The sequence below is a fragment of the Pyxidicoccus fallax genome (assembly GCF_012933655.1).
In the GTDB taxonomy this organism is placed as follows: Bacteria; Myxococcota; Myxococcia; order Myxococcales; family Myxococcaceae; genus Myxococcus; species Myxococcus fallax.
In genome coordinates this window covers 1-17,710 of sequence record NZ_JABBJJ010000006.1, presented here as the reverse complement: position 1 = coordinate 17,710, position 17,710 = coordinate 1, and the positions used below count along the sequence as shown (strand labels likewise).

Annotated in this window: 17 protein-coding genes; 9 read left to right on the top strand and 8 right to left on the bottom strand. The window is 71.5% G+C overall.

Annotated elements, in window-relative coordinates; genetic code table 11:
- Positions 1-138: 138 nt before the first annotated feature.
- From HG543_RS02030 to HG543_RS02015, 4 genes are all read left to right on the top strand, one after another.
- Positions 139-1,875: a sigma 54-interacting transcriptional regulator gene (locus HG543_RS02030; RefSeq protein ID WP_169342927.1), complete on the top strand. Its 1,737-nt coding sequence runs from the start codon at positions 139-141 to the stop codon at positions 1,873-1,875.
- A gap of 67 nt (positions 1,876-1,942) precedes the next feature.
- Positions 1,943-2,485: a latent transforming growth factor beta-binding protein gene (locus tag HG543_RS02025; RefSeq protein ID WP_169342926.1), complete on the top strand. Its 543-nt coding sequence runs from the start codon at positions 1,943-1,945 to the stop codon at positions 2,483-2,485.
- A gap of 50 nt (positions 2,486-2,535) precedes the next feature.
- Positions 2,536-4,617 (top strand): serine/threonine-protein kinase, encoded by a 2,082-nt coding sequence (locus HG543_RS02020; protein ID WP_169342925.1) that lies wholly within the window; start codon positions 2,536-2,538, stop codon positions 4,615-4,617.
- Complete coding sequence (locus HG543_RS02015) at positions 4,614-5,351, top strand: tetratricopeptide repeat protein (RefSeq protein ID WP_169342924.1); 738 nt, start codon at positions 4,614-4,616, stop codon at positions 5,349-5,351. Before HG543_RS02020 ends, HG543_RS02015 begins: the two co-directional genes overlap by 4 nt.
- A gap of 156 nt (positions 5,352-5,507) precedes the next feature.
- On the opposite strand, the gene HG543_RS02010 is transcribed toward HG543_RS02015, so the two are convergent.
- From HG543_RS02010 to HG543_RS01990, 5 genes are all read right to left on the bottom strand, one after another.
- On the bottom strand, positions 5,508-6,116 hold the full coding sequence (locus HG543_RS02010; protein WP_169342923.1) for a hypothetical protein: 609 nt from the start codon (positions 6,114-6,116) through the stop codon (positions 5,508-5,510).
- Positions 6,117-6,176: 60 nt separating this feature from the next.
- Positions 6,177-6,596, bottom strand: coding sequence for a DoxX family protein (locus tag HG543_RS02005; RefSeq protein ID WP_343073248.1), 420 nt, complete (start codon positions 6,594-6,596; stop codon positions 6,177-6,179).
- A gap of 203 nt (positions 6,597-6,799) precedes the next feature.
- Positions 6,800-7,570, bottom strand: coding sequence for a zinc-dependent metalloprotease (locus tag HG543_RS02000; RefSeq protein ID WP_169342921.1), 771 nt, complete (start codon positions 7,568-7,570; stop codon positions 6,800-6,802).
- Positions 7,571-7,742: 172 nt separating this feature from the next.
- A complete protein-coding gene (locus tag HG543_RS01995) occupies positions 7,743-9,182 on the bottom strand; it encodes an RCC1 domain-containing protein (RefSeq protein ID WP_169342920.1) in 1,440 nt (479 codons plus the stop codon).
- Positions 9,183-9,260: 78 nt separating this feature from the next.
- Complete coding sequence (locus tag HG543_RS01990) at positions 9,261-10,646, bottom strand: S41 family peptidase (protein ID WP_169342919.1); 1,386 nt, start codon at positions 10,644-10,646, stop codon at positions 9,261-9,263.
- A 95-nt stretch (positions 10,647-10,741) separates the two neighbouring features.
- Here HG543_RS01990 and HG543_RS01985 point away from each other — a divergent pair, with 95 nt between their 5' ends.
- Positions 10,742-11,341: a winged helix-turn-helix domain-containing protein gene (locus HG543_RS01985; RefSeq protein WP_169342918.1), complete on the top strand. Its 600-nt coding sequence runs from the start codon at positions 10,742-10,744 to the stop codon at positions 11,339-11,341.
- An 18-nt stretch (positions 11,342-11,359) separates the two neighbouring features.
- On the opposite strand, the gene HG543_RS01980 is transcribed toward HG543_RS01985, so the two are convergent.
- On the bottom strand, positions 11,360-11,998 hold the full coding sequence (locus HG543_RS01980; protein ID WP_169342917.1) for a polysaccharide deacetylase family protein: 639 nt from the start codon (positions 11,996-11,998) through the stop codon (positions 11,360-11,362).
- Between the two features lie 172 nt (positions 11,999-12,170).
- Here HG543_RS01980 and HG543_RS01975 point away from each other — a divergent pair, with 172 nt between their 5' ends.
- Entirely contained in the window at positions 12,171-12,644 is a 474-nt protein-coding gene (locus tag HG543_RS01975; protein ID WP_169342916.1) for a hypothetical protein, read from the top strand.
- Positions 12,645-12,706: 62 nt separating this feature from the next.
- Here the strand turns inward: HG543_RS01975 and HG543_RS01970 are convergent, their stop codons facing one another.
- Both HG543_RS01970 and HG543_RS01965 read right to left on the bottom strand, forming a co-directional pair.
- On the bottom strand, positions 12,707-14,107 hold the full coding sequence (locus HG543_RS01970; protein WP_169342915.1) for a glycosyltransferase family 4 protein: 1,401 nt from the start codon (positions 14,105-14,107) through the stop codon (positions 12,707-12,709).
- On the bottom strand, positions 14,104-15,273 hold the full coding sequence (locus HG543_RS01965) for a glycosyltransferase family 4 protein (protein WP_343073251.1): 1,170 nt from the start codon (positions 15,271-15,273) through the stop codon (positions 14,104-14,106). The genes HG543_RS01970 and HG543_RS01965 overlap by 4 nt, the downstream gene beginning before the upstream one ends.
- Positions 15,274-15,464: 191 nt before the next feature.
- Here HG543_RS01965 and HG543_RS01960 point away from each other — a divergent pair, with 191 nt between their 5' ends.
- From HG543_RS01960 to HG543_RS01950, 3 genes are all read left to right on the top strand, one after another.
- Complete coding sequence (locus HG543_RS01960; protein ID WP_169342913.1) at positions 15,465-16,628, top strand: glycosyltransferase; 1,164 nt, start codon at positions 15,465-15,467, stop codon at positions 16,626-16,628.
- 19 nt (positions 16,629-16,647) lie between these two features.
- Positions 16,648-17,364 carry a hypothetical protein gene (locus HG543_RS01955; RefSeq protein ID WP_169342912.1) on the top strand — a complete coding sequence of 239 codons (717 nt, stop codon included), beginning with the start codon at positions 16,648-16,650 and terminating at the stop codon, positions 17,362-17,364.
- A gap of 5 nt (positions 17,365-17,369) precedes the next feature.
- Positions 17,370-17,710: SAM-dependent methyltransferase (locus HG543_RS01950; RefSeq protein WP_169342911.1), on the top strand; the 341-nt coding region annotated here is incomplete at its 3' end.

Genomic DNA, 17,710 nt, shown 5'->3' with positions numbered 1-17,710 from the left:
GGATTGCGCTCCTGGGGAGGCGCACCACTTTCAATGCCGCCACTCCAGACACTGAGTCGCCCTCATGCCTCCATCCTCCCTATACTCCGGCGTTCCGGAGCCCGAGCGAGCTCCGGACCCCGAGGCTCGACCGCACCCATGCTGTTCCTGCTGACCCTGCCAGATGGCCGCCGCGTCCCGTTGGAGAAGCCCGTGGTGTCCATCGGCTCGGACCCCGCCTGTGACATCGTCCTCCCGGACGCGGGGGTGAAGGCCAGCCACGCCTTGCTCTTCCGTGATGAGCAGGGGTGGACCATCTCCGCCGCGGGCAAGGGCTGTGACGTGCGCGTGCGAGGCAAGCGCGTGGACTCAGCCCCCGTGACTCCAGGGGACGTCTTCGTCGTCGGCCGCGCCACGCTCACCCTCGGCGGCGCCCAGGAGGCGCGGTCCTCCTCGGAGCCCGCGTTCGGGACGGCTCCCTCCAGCCGGCTCGTGGCGGTGTTGACGGGCTTCGCCTCGCGGTTGCTGGCGCAGCGTCCCTCCGTGGAGTTGCTGGAAGCCACCATGCGCGGGCTCGCGGAGGTGACGGGCGCGGACGTGGGCTTCCTCGTCTCGGTGGAAGGAGGCCAGCGCCAGGTGCTCTGCGCCACGGGGCCGGTGCCGGACGCCGCGGTGGCGGACAGCCTCGTGGACCAGGTGGTCGCCTCGGGCACTCCGGTGCGGGTGGAGGACGTGGCCGCGGACGCGGCGCTGGCCGGAGCGCCCAGCGTCGTGGCCTTGCGCCTCGTCTCCGCGCTGGTGCTCCCGCTGCGCGCGGGCGCGGCGCCGCTCCACGCGGTGTACCTGGGTCGGCGCGTGGGCAGCCCTCCGTTCTCCTCCGTGCACCTGGAGGAGGCCATGGCGCTCTCGTCACTGGCCGCGCTGCTGCTCGCCACCTCGGAAGAGCTGACCGAGTTGCGCGCCCGCGTGGACAACCTCACGCAGCGCATCTCCGCCGCCACCTTCGAGGGGCTCATCGGCGAGTCCCACGCCATGCGAGCGCTCTACCGGCAGGTCGAGCGGCTGGCGCCCACCTCCCTCCACGTGCTCATCCAGGGCGAGACGGGCACCGGCAAGGAGGAGGTCGCGCGTGCCCTGCACCGACGCAGCGGGCGGCGCGGGCGGCTGGTGGCCATCAACTGCGCGGCCCTGCCCGAGTCCCTCATCGAGCGGGAGCTGTTCGGCCATGCGCGCGGCGCCTTCTCGGGCGCGGGCGCGGACCGGGCCGGACTCGTGGAGGCGGCGGACGGCGGCACGCTCTTCCTGGACGAAATCGGCGACATGCCCTTCGCCCTCCAGTCCCGGCTGTTGCGCGTGGTCCAGGAGCGCGAGGTGACGCGCCTGGGCGAGAGCCGCCCGCGCAAGGTGGACATGCGCGTGATTTCGGCCACGCACCAGCCCCTCAAGGAGCGGGTCGCCCAGGGAAGCTTCCGGGAGGACCTGCTCTACCGGTTGGACGAGGTGCGCGTGGACGTGCCGCCGCTGCGGGAGCGGGGCGACGACGTGCTGCTCATCGCCCACCACGTGCTGAAGCAGGAGGGCCGGCGCGCCCGGGGCTTCACCCAGAAGGCCACCGAGGCCCTGCGCGGCCATCCCTTTCCAGGCAACGTGCGGGAGCTGGTCTCCCGGGTGCGTCGCGCGGCCATCCTCGCCTCGGGGGAGCTCATCGGCTTCGAGGACCTCGAGCTGGAATCGGACGGGGCGCCCCTCGTGCCGCTGGACGAGGCGCGCGATGCCTTCGTCCAGCGCTACGTGCGCGAGGCCATCGCCCGCAGCGGGGGGAGCAAGAAGGACGCGGCACGGGCGCTCGGCATCGGGCTGCGTTCGGTGTTCCGCTACCTGGGCGAGGAGGACTGAGGTCCGCGGGCTCCAGCCGCGCCGGGGCTGTCCTTCCCGCCGCGCCTTGGAGTACTCCTGCGGACCCATGCGCCCGTCCGCCTCAGGGTTCCTCGCACTGCTCGGCCTCCTCACGCTGCTGGGGTGTCCGCTCGACATCCAGGTCCGGTCCGAGGAAGTCCCTGACGCGGGGTGCGAGGACGACGACTGCGCCACGCCGTGTGTCCGCGACTCGGAGTGTCCGGACGGGCAGCGCTGTCGCGACATCTATGACCGCTGTGAGCCAGGGGCCCGGATTACGGAGCCGTGCGCCGGCCTGTCATCGTGCCCCGGGTTCTCCAACTGCAAGAACGGCCGCTGCGAGCTGGCGTGCTCGCGCGGCTGCCCGCTGGGCTACCGGTGCGGCCCGGAGTCTCTGTGTGTGGAGGAGTGCACCCAGGAGCCTCCGGAGACCCTGGGCGACCACTGTGACTCCTCCATGGACTGCACCCGCTGCGGTTTCTGCGTGGACGCGGGCGGCACGAAGCGCTGCCACCAGCCCTGCAAGTCCGACGAAGAGTGTCCCGACGGCGCCGCGGGGAGCTGTCAGCCGGTACCAGGGAGCAGCCTTCGCGTCTGCCGCCTGTCCTGAGGGCCCCCGCGATTGCTCCTCCCGTATGGGCTCTCTAGACTGCGCTCGCGATGAAGGATGAATTGCTGGCCGGCCGCTACCAGTTGGAGCAGGAACTGGGGCGAGGAGGCATGGCCACGGTCTTCCTGGCCAGGGACCTCCGGCTGGCGCGCCGGGTGGCGGTGAAGGTGATGCACCCGGGCGAGGATGGGCGCCAGGCCGAGCGCTTCCACCGGGAAGCCGAGCTGGTGGCCTCGCTCAAACACCCCAATGTGCTGGAGGTCCATGACTTCGGCGAGGACGCGGTGCGCGGTCCGTTCCTCGTGTGTGAGTGGGTCCAGGGCGAGAGCCTGCGCGAGCTGGCGCGGAGGCTCGCTCCCGTGCCGCCGGAAATGGCGGCGGTCCTGGGCTGGGAGCTGGCCCGGGCGCTGGAGGCGGCGCACTCGCGAGGCGTGGTGCACCGCGACGTGAAGCCGGAGAACGTGCTGGTGTCGAAGGGCGGGCCCCTGAAGCTGGCGGACTTCGGCATCGCCGCGCTGGCCGACCAGGAGCGGCTGACGAGCACCGGCGCGATTACGGGCTCGCTGCCGTACATGGCGCCCGAGCGCATCGACACCGGCGCCTTCTCCCCGGCGACGGATGTCTACTCCGTGGGAGTCATCCTCTTCGAGCTATGCACGGGCACGACGCCTCATGCGGGGAAGGGGAGTGCGCACCTGGCGGTCTCGGTGATGACGCGGGACGCGCCGCCGCTCGCCGAGGCCGCGCCGGGCACGCCCGGGCCGCTCGCCGCGCTGGTGGACCGGTGCCTCGCTCGCGACTCGCGTGGCCGGCCCGCGCAGGGGGCGGAGCTGGCCGCGTGCCTGGAGACGGTGGTGGGGCAGCTCGTGGGTCCGCCCGCCGAGTCCTCGCGGAGCTTCTTCCAGGCGCCAGAGGACTTCGCCGCGCGCTGGCGTGAGGCCCGTTTCCACCGGTTGCTGAGCGAGGGCCGCGCGATGCTGGCGGCGGGAGAAGGGGCTCGGGCGGCGAGGCTCCTCAACGAAGCGCTGACGCTCCGGCCGGAGGCCCCCGAGGTCATGGCGCTCCTGCGGGCACGTCCCGGAGGTGGGCGGGGCAGGGTGCTCGCGGGAGGCGCGGTGACGGCGGGACTGGTGTGTGCCCTGACTGTGTGGGGATGGACCGCGTGGAAGGAGCGGTCTCCGGAGGCTCCCACGCCCGCCCAGGGCCATGCCGCCGCGAAGGAGCCGGCGGTTTCACCTTCCCCTGCAGACACACCGGCGACGACACAGTCCGCGGCGGACGCACCACCGTCCCCCGTGGGTTCCAATGAGATGGCGCGCGCTCCAAAGGAACCCACGTCACCCCTGATCGGCTCCACGTCGGCGGAGCGGCCATCCATCCAGACTTCCCACGCTTCGCCTCCCAGGCGCACGGCGCCATCGACCCGGGAGCCACGGCGTGCTGACACGCAAGCCACGGCTTCCTCCGGTGCGTCTCGCCCTCGCGAATCGGCCGAGCCCACGCGCCTCGCGAGCCGAGCGCATGCCGAGCCGCGTTCCGAACGGCCATCCACCGAGCCCGTGCGTCCCCCCGTGAGCCGTGCATCCACCGAGCGGCCATCCACCGAGCCCTTGCGTCACGCGAGCCAGGCGCCCGTGGAGGCGCCACCCACCGAGCCCGTGCGCCCCGCGAGCCGTGCATCCGCCGAGCCTCCGCCCGTCGAGACACAGGCCCTCGCCACGCTGACGGTGGTGACGCGGCCGTGGGCCGAGGTCTTCGTGGACGGCCAGAGCCGGGGCTACACGCCGCGCGTGCGCGAGGTGCGCCTGTCGCCGGGCACGCACCGCCTGCGCTTCGACAACCCGCTGTGTGACACGGTCGAGGAAGTCATCCAGGTCGCTCCAGGAGAGACGGTGTCGCGCGAAATCTCCCTGCCGGTGCGCAAGGCGGAGGTGACGCTCATCGCGCCTCCAGGCGCCCGCGTGTTCATCGACGGAATGGAGGTGGGCGTGGCGCCCCTGCGAGGTCCCGTGAAGCTCACCCATGGTGGCCATGTCATCTCGGCTCGCGTTCCCAGTGGCGACGTGCTGCGCGAGGACATCGACGTGGTCGCGGGCACGCGCTCGGAGGTGGTACTGGGGAGGGCGTGGTGACGGGACTCCTCCTGGCCCTGGTGCTCTCCGCGTCCTCCGCGCTGGAGCCCGCCCGCGAGGCCTACCAGTCCGGAGACCTGCCCCGGGCGCGGGCCGGGCTGGAAGCGCTGCTCCAACCGCTCCAGCTGAAGGACCCCGCCGAGGAGGCGGAGGCCCGCCTGCTGCTGGCGGCCACCTACCACGCCCAGGAAGACGTGAAGGGCGCCGAGCGCGAGGTGGTGCAAGGGCTCGCGGCGGCGCCCGACGCGAAGCTGGACCCGCTGCTGTACCCACCCGACTTCATCGCCTTCGTCGAGCGGGTGCGCGTCCTGCACCGCCAGCGCATCGCCGACCTGTCGGCCTCGCGACACCGTCCGCCCGCGCTCCTGCCTCCGCCCGCCACGACGGCCCGGCCCTCCACCGCGGACCGGGCGCTCTACACCCCGCGGCCGCCCTCGCGGGGCTGGTACCTGGTGCCCTTCGGCGTGGGCCACCTGGTGCACGGCCAGGACACGATGGGCACCGCGCTGGCGGTGACGCAGGGCACGGCCTTCGTGGTGTCCGCCGCCTCGCTGGGCACGGCGCTGGCGATGCGCGGCCCCGACGGGAAGTACAGCGCCGAAGACGCGCGGCTGGCCCGAGGGCTCAACATCTCCTACCTCGTGGGGGCCTACGCCTTCGCGGCGCTCTACGCCTATGGCGTGCTGGACGGGTGGTTCCTCACCTCGCCCGTGCCGCGAGGCCCTCAGGGCTGAGCCAGCTCGGGCGGGACGACCCGTCACCCGTCCCTGTGCTGCTGCTCGAGCAGCGCGTCTTCGGGCCCCAGGCTGTAGGCAGGGCGACGAGGTAGGGAGCCACCTCCAGCACGTGTCGTGCCGCTGCCACAAGGCTTCGATGAGCGGTACGGCCTCCTAACGGCGCGACGCCCCGTTCTGGACCTCGTCGTCGTCGAGCCTCCGTCCTCCGAGCGACACCAGCACGGCGGTTGCCTCGCGCAGGAGGGTGATTCCGCCACCCACCATCACCAGGCGAATCCCATGGGGCTCGGGCCAGAGCGTGACGGAGTATTCCACCTTGGGGTGCAGCATCGGCGCCCACAGTTCATGGGTGATGGGAAACTCATGGGGCGGGGTGGGGGAAGGAGTGCCCGTGGCCCGACTGAGGCGTGCCTCGATCTGCTCGGGTGTCGGCAATGCTCCCGCGAAGTGGAAGCGGAACCTCGCCTCCCAGGGTGCGGGTGAATTGACGAGTCCCAGCACGCCTCCGAACTCGGTCAGGATCCGAAGGAGCAACCTGTTCGCGGGCGAATCACTTTCAGGCCAGGTCTCGAGCGCTTGTTCGCAGCGGAAGATCGAGAACCTCCTCGTGAGCCCATCGAACGTCATCGCCCAGACCCAGAAGCCCGGGGGCGTCTCGATGATGTCGACGGGACTCGCCAGTCGCTCGGCCAGCCTGTCCCGGACGAGCTCGATGGAGGGCACCGGCCCTTCGAAGCCAACATGTCCCTCGGCGTAACCCATGCCCGTGAGGCTCCCACCAAAGCCAGCCCCACGCCACCGGCGACGAGCGAGTCTCCTTCGTCACTTCGAGCGCTTCGACGCGCGATAGGCCGCCCACGCGCCCGTCGACCAGAGGGCACAGGCGACGAGGACGGGCTGGAAGAAGAGCCGGATGAACCGCGCCCTGTCCGTATCGAGACCGAACGCGCTGATGCCGTTGACGTACTGCGAGATGTTGCCCGGGAAGACGGCGACGAAGAACGCGGCCACCACCCAACCGACTTGCACGCGGTGACGGCGCGCGAAGAGGAGCGCCGCGCCGAGCACGAGCTCGACCACGCCCGAGGCGAGGACGACGAAGTCCGCATCGAGGGGAACCCACGGCGGGACCTGGGCCTGGAACTCGGTGCGGGCCCACGAGAGGTGGCCCGCCCCCGCGAGGAGCAGGGAGGCTCCCAGCCAGATGCGTGCAAGGGTCTTCGGGAGACTGGAACGTGCCACGGCAGGGGCCGGGCTGGCGGGGCTCGACATGGTGAATCAATATTGTGTCAAATCTAATTGTGCGCAACCAATTTTGAGGAGCGTGTGGACACAAACGACTGTGGCCCCGTGCTCCCATCGATGTGGGAGCGCGGGGCCACAGGTCCGCTCGGGTTCATGTCACCGGGCCCGCGGGAGGTCCCGCGGGCTCCAGCGTCTGACTCTCAGTAGAGGTAGCTCAGCGCGGTGCGGTCGGAGCTGCTCCACTCGCCGCTCTCGCTCGAGCTGAAGCAGGAGTTCATGACCGAGCCGCCCCGCGTGGCCGTGGTCGGCGTCCCGGGGATGTGGATGGCGCCCACGTTGGAGGCGCCCTCGTTGGCGGCGGAGCCGCCGCAGCTGATGGACCGGTCGTAGTAGTCCGAGTGCCGGAAGCCGATGGTGTGGCCCAGCTCGTGGGTGATGACGTGCTCGTTCACGTCAACGCTGTAGCTCTGGAGCCCGACGCCGATGTTGATGGTGCCGTAGGGCTTGCCGCCCTTGGGGAAGCCCGCGGAGCCGCCGACGCCGCTCGTGGTCCTCGCGGAGATGGTCGCGCTGCAGTCGCTGGCCGAGCCCCGCACCATGGTGAAGGACAGCCCCTGGCTGTTGTAGTTCTCGATGGCCAGGTCGAGCCCCTCGCTGAGGCGGCTGTAGCTGTTGAACTGCGAGGTGGGGACGACGCAGATCTTCGTCACGCTGGTGCTGACGAGGTTGGTCGTCCGGTACTGCTCCGCCGTCCGCGGGTCGGCCTGGAGCATCTCCTCGGACGCCTCGCGCGTCACGTGCGCGTCGCGTCCCACGTACACGGCACCGTCGACGACCATGATGTCGTCGGCAGGGAACCCGGCCTCGATCAGGTTGGAGATGATCTGGTCGTTCTCGCTCTGCGCTTCGGTTCCGCAGCCGACCAGCATCGCACCACAGCTCGCCACGAGGACTGCCGCTTTCTTCAACATGCGTGTGCTCTCCCTCTGGGTTGACGGGTCCTCCCCAGGGTGCCTGCTCGGGGTGGACTGCAGACCTTCTAATCCATTTGTTTCCCGAAATCCAATAAATCGAGAAAAGTACAATAGGCGCCACTTCGCGGGTAGGGCGGAGAGGTAGGAAAAGGTGGCTGCCGAGGTCGTGTCAGGGGCCCGGAGGCGGGCAGTCCCGCTTGCGCGGAGGTGCCTGGTCCTCGACCGCCTGAACCTCACGCACCCACTTCTGGCTCAGGTCGACACGCTCCTTGTCACCGAGCTCTCCGGGTTGGTCGCCACGGGCCTTCGTGTCGCCCACGCCGAGCTGGCCGCTGCCGTTGGCGCCCCAGCACTTCACCGTGGCGTTGTCGAGCAGGGCGCACGTGTGCCAGGCCCCGGCCGCCAGGGCGACGGCGGTGCGCTTCCGGCCCAGGTCCACCTCGGGGAGCGCATCGCCCAGCTCGCCGGGCTCATCCCCGCGCGTGTCCTTGTCTCCGAGGCCGAGCTGTCCATAGCCATTCTGTCCCCAGCACTTCACCGTGCCCCGGTCGAGCAGGGCACACGTGTGCCAGGTCCCCGCCGCCAGGGCGACGGCGGTGCGGCCCTTTCCCAGCGCGACGGCGGGCATGTGCTCGCCCAGCTCACCGGGTCGTCTTCCACGGTCCCGGGTGCCTTCCACCGTGGCGGCGCCCAGTTGGCCCGAGCGGTGGTCGCCCCAGCACTTCACCGCGCCCGTGTCGAGCACGGCGCAGGTGTGCCGGTTTCCGGCCGCGAGGGCGACGGCGGTGCGGCCCTTGCCCAGGTCCACGGCGGGGAGCGCATCGCCCAGCTCGCCGGGCTCGTCCCCACGGTTCCCGAGGGCGCCCAGGCCCAACTGTCCATAGTCGTTGGCGCCCCAGCACTTCACCGCGCCCGTGTCGAGCACGGCGCAGGTGTGCTCGTGGCCCGCGGCGAGGAGGACCGCCGTGCGGCCGGTTCCCAGCGAGACGGAGGGCAGGTGCTCGCCCAGGTCTCCGGGAGTTCCCCCACGAGCCCGCATGTCCCCGAGCCCAAGCTGTCCGGAGGGATTGCCGCCCCAGCACTTCACCGCGCCCGTGTCGAGCAGCGCGCAGGTGTGTTGGCTGCCCGCGACGATGAACCTGGCGGTGCGCCCGGAGCCCAGGTCGACCCCGGGTATCTCCGTGCCGAGATCCTCGGCATGGGCCCGTCCGCATGTGTCTCCGGTGCCGAGCTGTCCCGAGGTGTTCACGCCCCAGCACTTCACCGCGCCGTGCTCGAGGAGCGCGCAGGTATAGCCCGCGCCGACGGCGACCTGGATGGGACGCCGTTCCGTTCCCAGCTCCACCGGTGGTCCGAGCAGCGTATCCGGCGTCTGTCCACGGTAGCGGGTGTCCCCCGTTCCCAGTTGCCCGTGCGAGTTCTCGCCCCAGCAGAGCAGGTCGCCGCCCATGAAGATGGCGCAGGATTGGGAGTGGCCCGCGGCCAGCCGCGCGGGCCTCTTCGATGATGGCAGTGGCGCACGAGGCCGGGACGCCTTGCCGGCGGCGGAAGCGGCGGGGGCCCAGGTCAGGAGGAGGGCGAGCAGGGCCACCAGACGGGGAGGGGACATGGACGAAGACTCCGTGGCGGCGGCCCCGAGGTCAACGGCCGGTGGCCCGGCGGAAGTCGCCTCCTTTGCGTGCGCTCTTCAGGGAGCCGGCCGGTTCGCCGTTCGCGACAGCAGGGCCTCGATGGCCGCGCGGGGCCGCAGCGGATCCAGGTCGATGACCTCGCGCGGCTGCAGCAGCGCCGGCTCCCTCGCGCCCGAGGGGCGGTCGAGCACGAACCTCGGAAAGGACAGCGTCAGCCCCGTATGGGGCAGCACGGTGCTCTGCACGCCACCGGATTGACGGACTCGCACCGCGCCGCCCACACCGGCCAGGTGACCGAAGCCGTAATCCTGAACCACGTTGCTGAAGAGGACCGCGGATGAGTAGGTGAGCGGGCCGATGAGCAGCCACACCTCGCCCTCGAAGCGCAGCGGTTCGTCCAGTCGCGGCTCCTCGAGGCTGGAGATTTCGCCGGCCACCACCTGGCCGGCCGTCTCCCCCGGCTTGACGGAGGATTCCTGCACCCGCTTGAGGTAGCTCGACCCGGCCCGGTAGGGGCGGCGGGCCACGTAGCGCAGGATGCCTTCCTTCCACATGTCGTCGTCCCCTCCGCCATTGTCGCGAAGGTCGATGATGAGCCGCCGTGTTCCCGCGCGCTTCATCTGGTCGAAGGCCTCCCGGCAGAAGTCGAAGTAGCGCGCCTTGTCGGACGAGGAGAACGAGCCCAGGGTGAGCAGGGCGTTGCCCCCGTCGAGCAGCTCCAACCGGTAGAGGCTCTCGAAGTCATCTTCCTGCTGGAGGAGCGAGGGAAGCACCCGGCTCGCGGGCACGCGCACCACCTCGCCGCCATCCAGCGCCAGCTCGAAGTGCGCGGGCGCGCCGTGGAGCTTCCAGGTGTAGAGCCACCAGCGCCGTGAGAGCAGCGCCGCGCGGAACTTCGGGGTGTCGCCGTGCATGCGGGCCAGCAGCTCCCGTGTCAGCTCGCGCGCATCCCTGCCGTTGATGCGCGCGAGGCGCCGTCCGGCGTAGGGCGTGGGGCCGCCACCGAGCGCTGTCAGAAGGGTCGGCGTGCCGTCCTCCCGCAGCGACACCTCGAAGGGGAAGAAGCCCCCACCCCGCGCCAGGTGCGCGCGGCTGTCCCGCCGCCAGTCCTGGAAGCCGATCAGCACGTGTGCGTCCGCGAAGGCCGGATTCAGCCGGGCCAGCGCCGCCCAGGCCTCATCGCGCGTCATGGGGTGGTCGAGCGAGCGCTCCACCTCGGCCACGACGCGGTCGAGCTCTCCACGGTCCACGGAGTACGAGAGGTCCGGATGGCGGGCCTCGAGCGTCTCCACCACGAAGCGCAGATCCGCGCGGAGCGCCTCGGGAGACAGCCGCTCCGAGGGGGTGGGAGCCACGGGCACGGAGGCACAGGACGCGAGGACGGCGGCGCAGGCCGCGAGGACGCCGCCGCGGACGGCCCGGAGGACGGGCGAGCTGGACATGGAGACTCCAAGGCTGCCGGCGCGGCTTGCACCGGCGGTCCGCATGTTGAAAGAATGGCCCGGATTTTCAACACGAGATTTGGAAGGACCCTCACATGCCCAGGACGTTCGACCGTCGCGCCATCGGCGACGCGGCGCAGATCCGCCTGCTGTCTTCCCCGGTGCGGCAGGAGCTCGTGGACACCCTGGCCGCGCTCGGCGGCGAGGCGAGCGTCGCCGACCTGGCGGAGCAGCTCGGGCGTCCGGCGGACGGGCTCTACTACCACCTGCGGGTGCTCCACCGCGGAGGGCTGGTCCGTGAGGTGGAGTCCGCTGGAGGAGGGGAGCAGCGGTACCGGCTCGCCGGCTCCGGTGAAGCGCCCCTCCGGCTGGCCTACCGCACCGGGCGGTCCGGAAACCTCGCGGCCCTGGGACGGTTCGCCCGGAGCCTGCTTGGGATCGCCACCCGCGACTTCGAAGCGGCCCTGCGGCTGGACGACGTGGTCGTCCAAGGGCCGCGACGAGAGCTCTGGACGGCACGCAACAAGGGCTGGCTGAGTCCCGGCGACGTGGAGGAGGTCAACAGGCTCATCGAGCGGCTCTGCGAGCTCACCAGCCAGCCGAGGGCGCCCGGCCGTGAGCGCCTGATGAGCCTCGCCTTCGTGCTCGCGCCCATCCGCCCTCGCGCGAAGCGGCGGTCCCCACCGGAGACCTGAAGACCGGCGCCGCGTCCCTCAGGCGACCGCCACGGGCGGACGCTGGGGCGCATCTCCATACGTCCGGAACTCCCAGCCCTCCGCCCGCAGGCCGAGGATGAAGTCATTCAAGTCCCTGGCCGTGGCCTGATTCACGTGCATGAGCATGTCCACCGGCCGGCCCTGCCTGGCGTAGAGCCCCTTCCAGCGCTCGCGGGCCGGGTAGCACTTTCCCAGTTGGGCGAGGCCCCGTGGGGACTTCCAGTCATTGGTGTCCACGTCCCACCCGGTGAGCCGCAAGCCCAGCTCCTCCGCGACCTTTTGCAGCACGGGGCACTTGGGGCCCACCCAGCCGGCACCGTACGGGGGCCGCAGCCGGTTGGGGCGCACGCCCGCGGCCCCGAAGATGACGTCCTGCGTGCGCTGGAGCGCCTGGCGGAGCTGCGCCTCGGGAAGCTTGGGAAGCGCCACGTGGCTCCAGGCGTGGCTCTGGAGGATGTGGCCGCGCTCGACGATGTGCCTGACGAGCGCCGGCTGCTTCTGGGCCTCTTCGCCCAATACGTAGAAGACGCCCTGGATGCGATGGGCGTCCAGGATGTCCAGGGTGACCTTCAGGGCGACATCCTGGCCCCTGTCGTCGAGGGGGCCGTCATCGAAGGTGAGGATTGCGCCGGGCATGGGGTTCATTCGTCGGGCCTCTCTTTCGAAAGGTCAGACGAACAGCGTCACCAGGAAGATCCAGGCCCTCGGGTGCCGGGTCTTCGTCGCCTGGTCAGCGGGGGTCGGTCATCCGTCCTTCGGATGAATGACCGATGCGCGGAGGCGCACGAGGCCGGTACTGTCGTCCGCCATGGACCCACGCACCCTGGCCGAGCGGCTCACGATTGCGACTCCCTGCGAGATGCGCTGGGAGGAGATGAAGGGGGATGCTCGCGTCCGGCACTGCGGCGCCTGCCGGCTCAATGTCTACAACGTGAGCGAGATGAGCATGGCCGAGGTGGAGGCGCTGCTCCAGCCTGGAGGGCGTGTCTGTGCCCGGCTCTACCGTCGGTTCGACGGGACGGTGGTCACGGGAGACTGCCGGCGTGTGTGGCGCCAGCAGCGCGCGGAGGCGGTCACGCTGCTCGGGACGGCCGTGACGGTGACGGCCGTGCTCTCGCTGCTCGTGGTGATCGGCCTGCTCACGCTCACGCTCTTCGGTGACAACATCCGGGCCCTGTTCGGCGCATCCGCGGGAGGCCTGGCGGTCGCGCCGGCCCCGTCCTCGGGTACGGCGGCCTCGTCCCCGGCCACGCGGCTCGGGGCGGGGACGAACCACTACTAGGCGTATCACTCGGCCCTCGCCGAGCGGGAACGCGGGCGGAGGACTCTCCTCGCCGCCCGAGTTCAGTTTCGCGGAGCTGTCCGCGTGTCGCCGCGCCGCGCCCGTTTGCCCACGCCCGCCGGTTCGCGTGGCTCCTGGTGGGTGGGCACGGCACGTGGGGACGAAGCGACGACCTCGCGCGCCGCGGCGAGCAGCTTCCTGGGGCTGTCCAGCGGCCCCGGCACCCGCAGCTCGAGGAAGAGTTCGGAGAGGCTGCGCACGTTGCCCCGCAGGCTGTAGTGCGCGAGCACATGGCGGCGCCCCTCGCGTCCCAGCCGCGTGGCCAGCTCCCGGTCCATCATCAGCCGCTCGATGGCGTCCGCGAGCGCGCCCGCGTCCTGCTCCGGGACGAGCAGCCCCGTGCGCTCGTGCTCGATGAGCTCGGGAATGGCCGAGATGCGCGTGGCCACGACAGGCGCCTCGCTGGCGAGCGCCTCCATGAGCGACACGGGGATGCCCTCCATCTGCCCCGTCGACGCCACGATGCTCGGCTGGACGACGACGTCCGCCTGGGCCACCAGCGCCGCCACCTCGTTGTGCGGCCGGCTGCCCAACAGCTTCACCTCCTCGGACAGGCCCGCCTCGGCGATCAGCTTCTCCAGCCGTGGGCGCTCGACCCCGTCACCCACCAGCATGAGGCGGAAGGTGCGCCCGCGCTCCTTCAGCTTCCGGCAGGCCTCCAGCAGGAACGGGTGCCCCTTGTAGGGCCGGAGGCTCGCGACGCACACGAGGCGCGGCACCGCCGCGAGCTTCGTCCGCCGCGCGCGGGGGCGGAACATCCGCGGGTCCGTTCCGCAGCGCACCACGGCCACCTTCTCCCGCACCGCGTCGCCGTACAGCCGGCCCAGCAGCTGCCGGTTGAACTCCGAGATGGTGACCACGAAGGTCGCCGCCTCCAGCTTCTCGCGGAGCATGGTGCGGTCGACGTAGATGTCGTGCGCGTGGCAGGTGAAGCTGTACGTCAGCCCCGTGAGGCGCTGGATGACCATGGCCGCCAGGGCGGGGTGCGTGGCCCAGTGCGCGTGCACGTGCTCCACGCCTCGCGCCTGCATCTCCCGCGCGAAGAGGGCGGCCTTGGGAACCACGAAGAAGGCGCGCGCGAGGAAGCCCGGTGAGCGCAGGTTGCCCCAGAGGGCCATCCACCACGCGGCGAGGTAGGCCCCGGGCGCGCGCAGCAGCCAGTACACCTGCGCCGCGAACGTGGCCCAGGCGAACAGGCGCCGGTAGTGCGCGCGGGCCACGAGGGACTCCGTCCCCGGGTGATTCACGTACCCGTGGCGTCCGAGCAGCGGAAAGACGTCGATGCGCATGCCGAGCCGCTCGAGCTCCCGCAGCTCGTTGAGGATGAAGGTCTCGGTCACCGTGGGAAACCACGAGACCAGATACGCTACCCGCCGGTAGCGCCCGATGACGCTGTTCTTCATCCCCACCTCACCTGTCCTGTCTGAGCACGCGCGCCAGCCCGGCGCATCACCTGCTCGTAGAGTTCAAGGGTGCGGTCCGCCACCGCATCCAGCGAGTAGCGGGCCTCCACCCGCTCACGCGCGGCCGTGCCCCACGCCCGGGCCTCGGGGCGGGTGAGCGCCTCGACGAGCCCCTCCGCGAGCGCCTCCGGGCGCTCCGGCGCGACGAGGCGGCCATGCCGGCCGTTCTCCAACACCTCGGGGGTGCCACCCACGCGGGTGGCCACACAGACGAGCCCCGCCGCCATGCCCTCCAGCAGCGCCACCGGCAGCCCCTCCGTCCGGGAGGGGAGGGCGAAGACGTCCGCGGCGCGCAGCCACGCGGGCACGTCCCGCACGGGGCCTGTGAAGAGCACGGACGCGCCGAGCCCCTCGCGCGCCGCGGCCTCGCGCAGCGCGCCGAGGAGGGCTCCATCTCCGAGGATGGCCAGCCGGGCCGAAGGCACCGCGCGGTGCACGCGGGCCCACGCGGAGAGCAACACGTCCGGGCCCTTCTCCGGGGCCAGCCGGCCGGCGTAGACCACCAGCGGGCCCTCCGGTGCCAGGCCCAGCGAGGCCCGCAGCGAGGCCCGCTCCTCGGGCGTCGCGGGACGGAACGTCTCGAGGTCCACGCCATTGGGGACGGACCACAACCGCTCCGGCGCCACCCCCGCCTCCTCCAGTTCCTGGCGGATGGGGGACGAGATGCAGACGAAGCCCGACGCGAGCCGGCGGGTCGCTTCGAGCCGCAGGCGGCCCGTCTGGGCCACGTCACCGATGGCGCCACACGCGTGCGGGTTGACGATGAGCGGCAGGCCGAGGAGCGCCCGCGCCGCGAGGCCCACCGAGGTGGGTGACAGGAGCTGGTGCGCATGCACCACGTCCAGCGAGGCGCGGCGGCGCGCCAGCTCCGCGAGGCACCCGGACAGGTACGTGCCGGTGGCCAGCGCGCGCGGCGCATCCCCCTGTCCGAGCCGGAGCACCTCCACGCCGTCGAGCCACTCCCGGGCGGGGAGTCCGGCGTGGTGACGCGTGAGCACCGCGACCTTCGCGCCGCGGGCCGCCAGCTTCTGGCTCAGCCGCAGCGTGTGGGTCTGGATGCCGCCGACAGAGGGCGGGAACAACGCGGTCACCATCGCAACGCGCACGGACAAGAAGGCCACCTCGACGCCAGGGTCGGCCGAACGTGCGCATGAACATTCCGGCCTGCAATGCGCCCCTGGGCTGAAATCTCTTCACCCCTGCCGCGCGGCTGGTTTCGAGCGAACACTGCAATGTCCCGATGTGCCACGCCTCGGCGCCCGGAACGTCTGGTGTCCTCCTTGCACGTGTCACGGGCATGTCGCGACGGATCCGGCTGGTGCAGTTCACCAATACGTTCCACCTGGGCGGTGGAGAGGTTCAGTTCGTGGAGCTGCTGCGCGGGCTCCCCAGGGAGCGCTACGACCTGAGTGTCCTGGCGCTGGAGGCGAGCGGTCCGCTCCTGAAGGACGTGCGGGCCATGGGGCTGGAGCCCCACGTCTTCCCGCTGTCGAGCTCCTTCATGCGCCCACACACGGCGCGTCAGGTGGGGCGGCTCGCGAGCTGGCTCCGTGAGAACCGGGTGGACGTCGTCCACGCGCACGACTTCTATACGACGCTGCTCGCCGTCCCCGCGTGCCGGCTGGCCCGGGTGCCGGTGGTGGTGGGCCGGCTGGACCTGGTGCACTGGCACGGCCGCGCCCGCCACGCGATGCTGGCCGCCGCGACGCACGCGGCCTCCCACGTCATCGCCAACGCCGAGGCGGTGCGCCGGCTGGTCGTCGACACGGAGCGCGTGTCCGCGCGCAAGGTCAGCGTCATCTACAACGGGTTGGATCTTCGCCGCTTCGATGAACGCCTCGCGGCTGGCCCCGCGGCCCCGCTGCCCGAGCTTCCCGAGGGCGCGCCCCTCATCACCCTGGTGGCCAACACCTCCCACGAGGTGAAGCGCCAGGAGGACTTCCTGGAGGCGCTCGCCCAGGCGCGGCGGCAGGTTCCCACGGCCCAGGCCTTCCTCATTGGCGATGGCCCGCGGCGGCCCTTCCTGGAGGAGCGGGCGCGCGCGCTCGGCCTCACCGGGGCGGTGCACTTCCTGGGACACCGCACGGACGTGCCCGCGGTGCTGTCGCGCGCCACGGTGGGCGTCCTCTGCTCGCGCCACGAGGGGCTGTCCAACGCCGTCATGGAGGGCATGGCGGCGCGGCTGCCCATGGTGGTGACGGACGCCGGCGGCAACGCCGAGCTGGTGGCCCACGGTGAGCGCGGATTCGTGGTGCCGCCGCTGGCGCCCGCCGCCCTCGCCGAAGCGCTGGTGCGGGTGCTGAGCGCGCCCGAGCGGGCGCGGCGCATGGGGCAGGCGGGCCGCCGCTTCGTCGAGGAGACGCTGTCCCTCGAGCGCATGATCGCCGCGCACGACTCGCTCTTCAGCCGGCTGGCCGGCGTGCCCGAACTGCCGGGCCCGGTGGATGTCCAGGCGGCATAGCAGGGGAAAGACACACGATATGAAAGCTCGGTTGGCGGTCGTGTCGGGGGTCGTGGTCCTCTCCTATCTCCTCCTGGCTCTGGAGGGGGTAACGGTGGACCGGCTCGTCATCGAGGACGGCCCGGTGGAGATGGCGGGGGCGCTCGGGCTTGGAGTCACGGCGGCGGTGTTCCTCTTCGCGGCCGTGCGTGCGTGGCGCTCGCCGGAATGGCGCATGCGGGCACCGGCGTTCGTCGCGCTCGGGCTCCTGTTCTTCCTGGGCGCTGGGGAGGAGATCAGCTGGGGCCAGCGGCTCTTCGGCTGGGGGACGCCCGAGGCGCTCGCGCAGGTCAACGTGCAGCAGGAGACGAACCTGCACAACCTCGCCTTCATGAAGGGCTGGCTCGACGCGGGCCGCCTCTTCAACCTCTTCACCTTCGGCTTCGTGCTGGTGTTGCCGCTCGCCGCGCGGGCGGCGCCCTCCCTGGCGGCGCGCCTGGAGCGACTGGTGCCGATTCCTCCGCTGGTGCTCGCGGTGCCCTTCATCGTGAACCAGGTGGCGTCGAAGGCCGTGCCCGCGCTGTTCGAGAAGGGCTACACGGGGCGCTTCGACTTCGTCCAGTGCGTCACCGAGCTGAAGGAGACGAACCTCTCGATCCTGTTCGTGCTCGTGGCCTTCGCGCTGCTCAAGGCCGTGCCCTCCTCGCGGCCCGCGGCCTCCGCGGCGGTCCTTCCCACTTCCATGCCCCACGCCTGAGAGCCATGCCGACCCCGGATACCTTCGAGTACTCGCCCGCCTTCCGTGAACACGTCGTCCAGCTGCACCGCGGCAAGGAGGGGTGGCCCCACTACAACGCGTACCTCAACGCGCACCTGGGGGGCCCGGACAGCCGCCTCCACGAGCACAAGACACGGCTGGTGCGCGAGCTGGAGCACCACTGTGGTTCCCTGCGGGATTTGCGCGTGCTCGACTTCGGCTGCGGCACGGGCGCGAGCACGGTGGCGCTGGCCGGCGCCGCGGGCGAGGTCGTCGGCTTCGACGTGGACGCGGAGAGCGCCGTGATTGCCCGGGCCCGCATGGAGGAGCACGGGCTGGGCGGGCG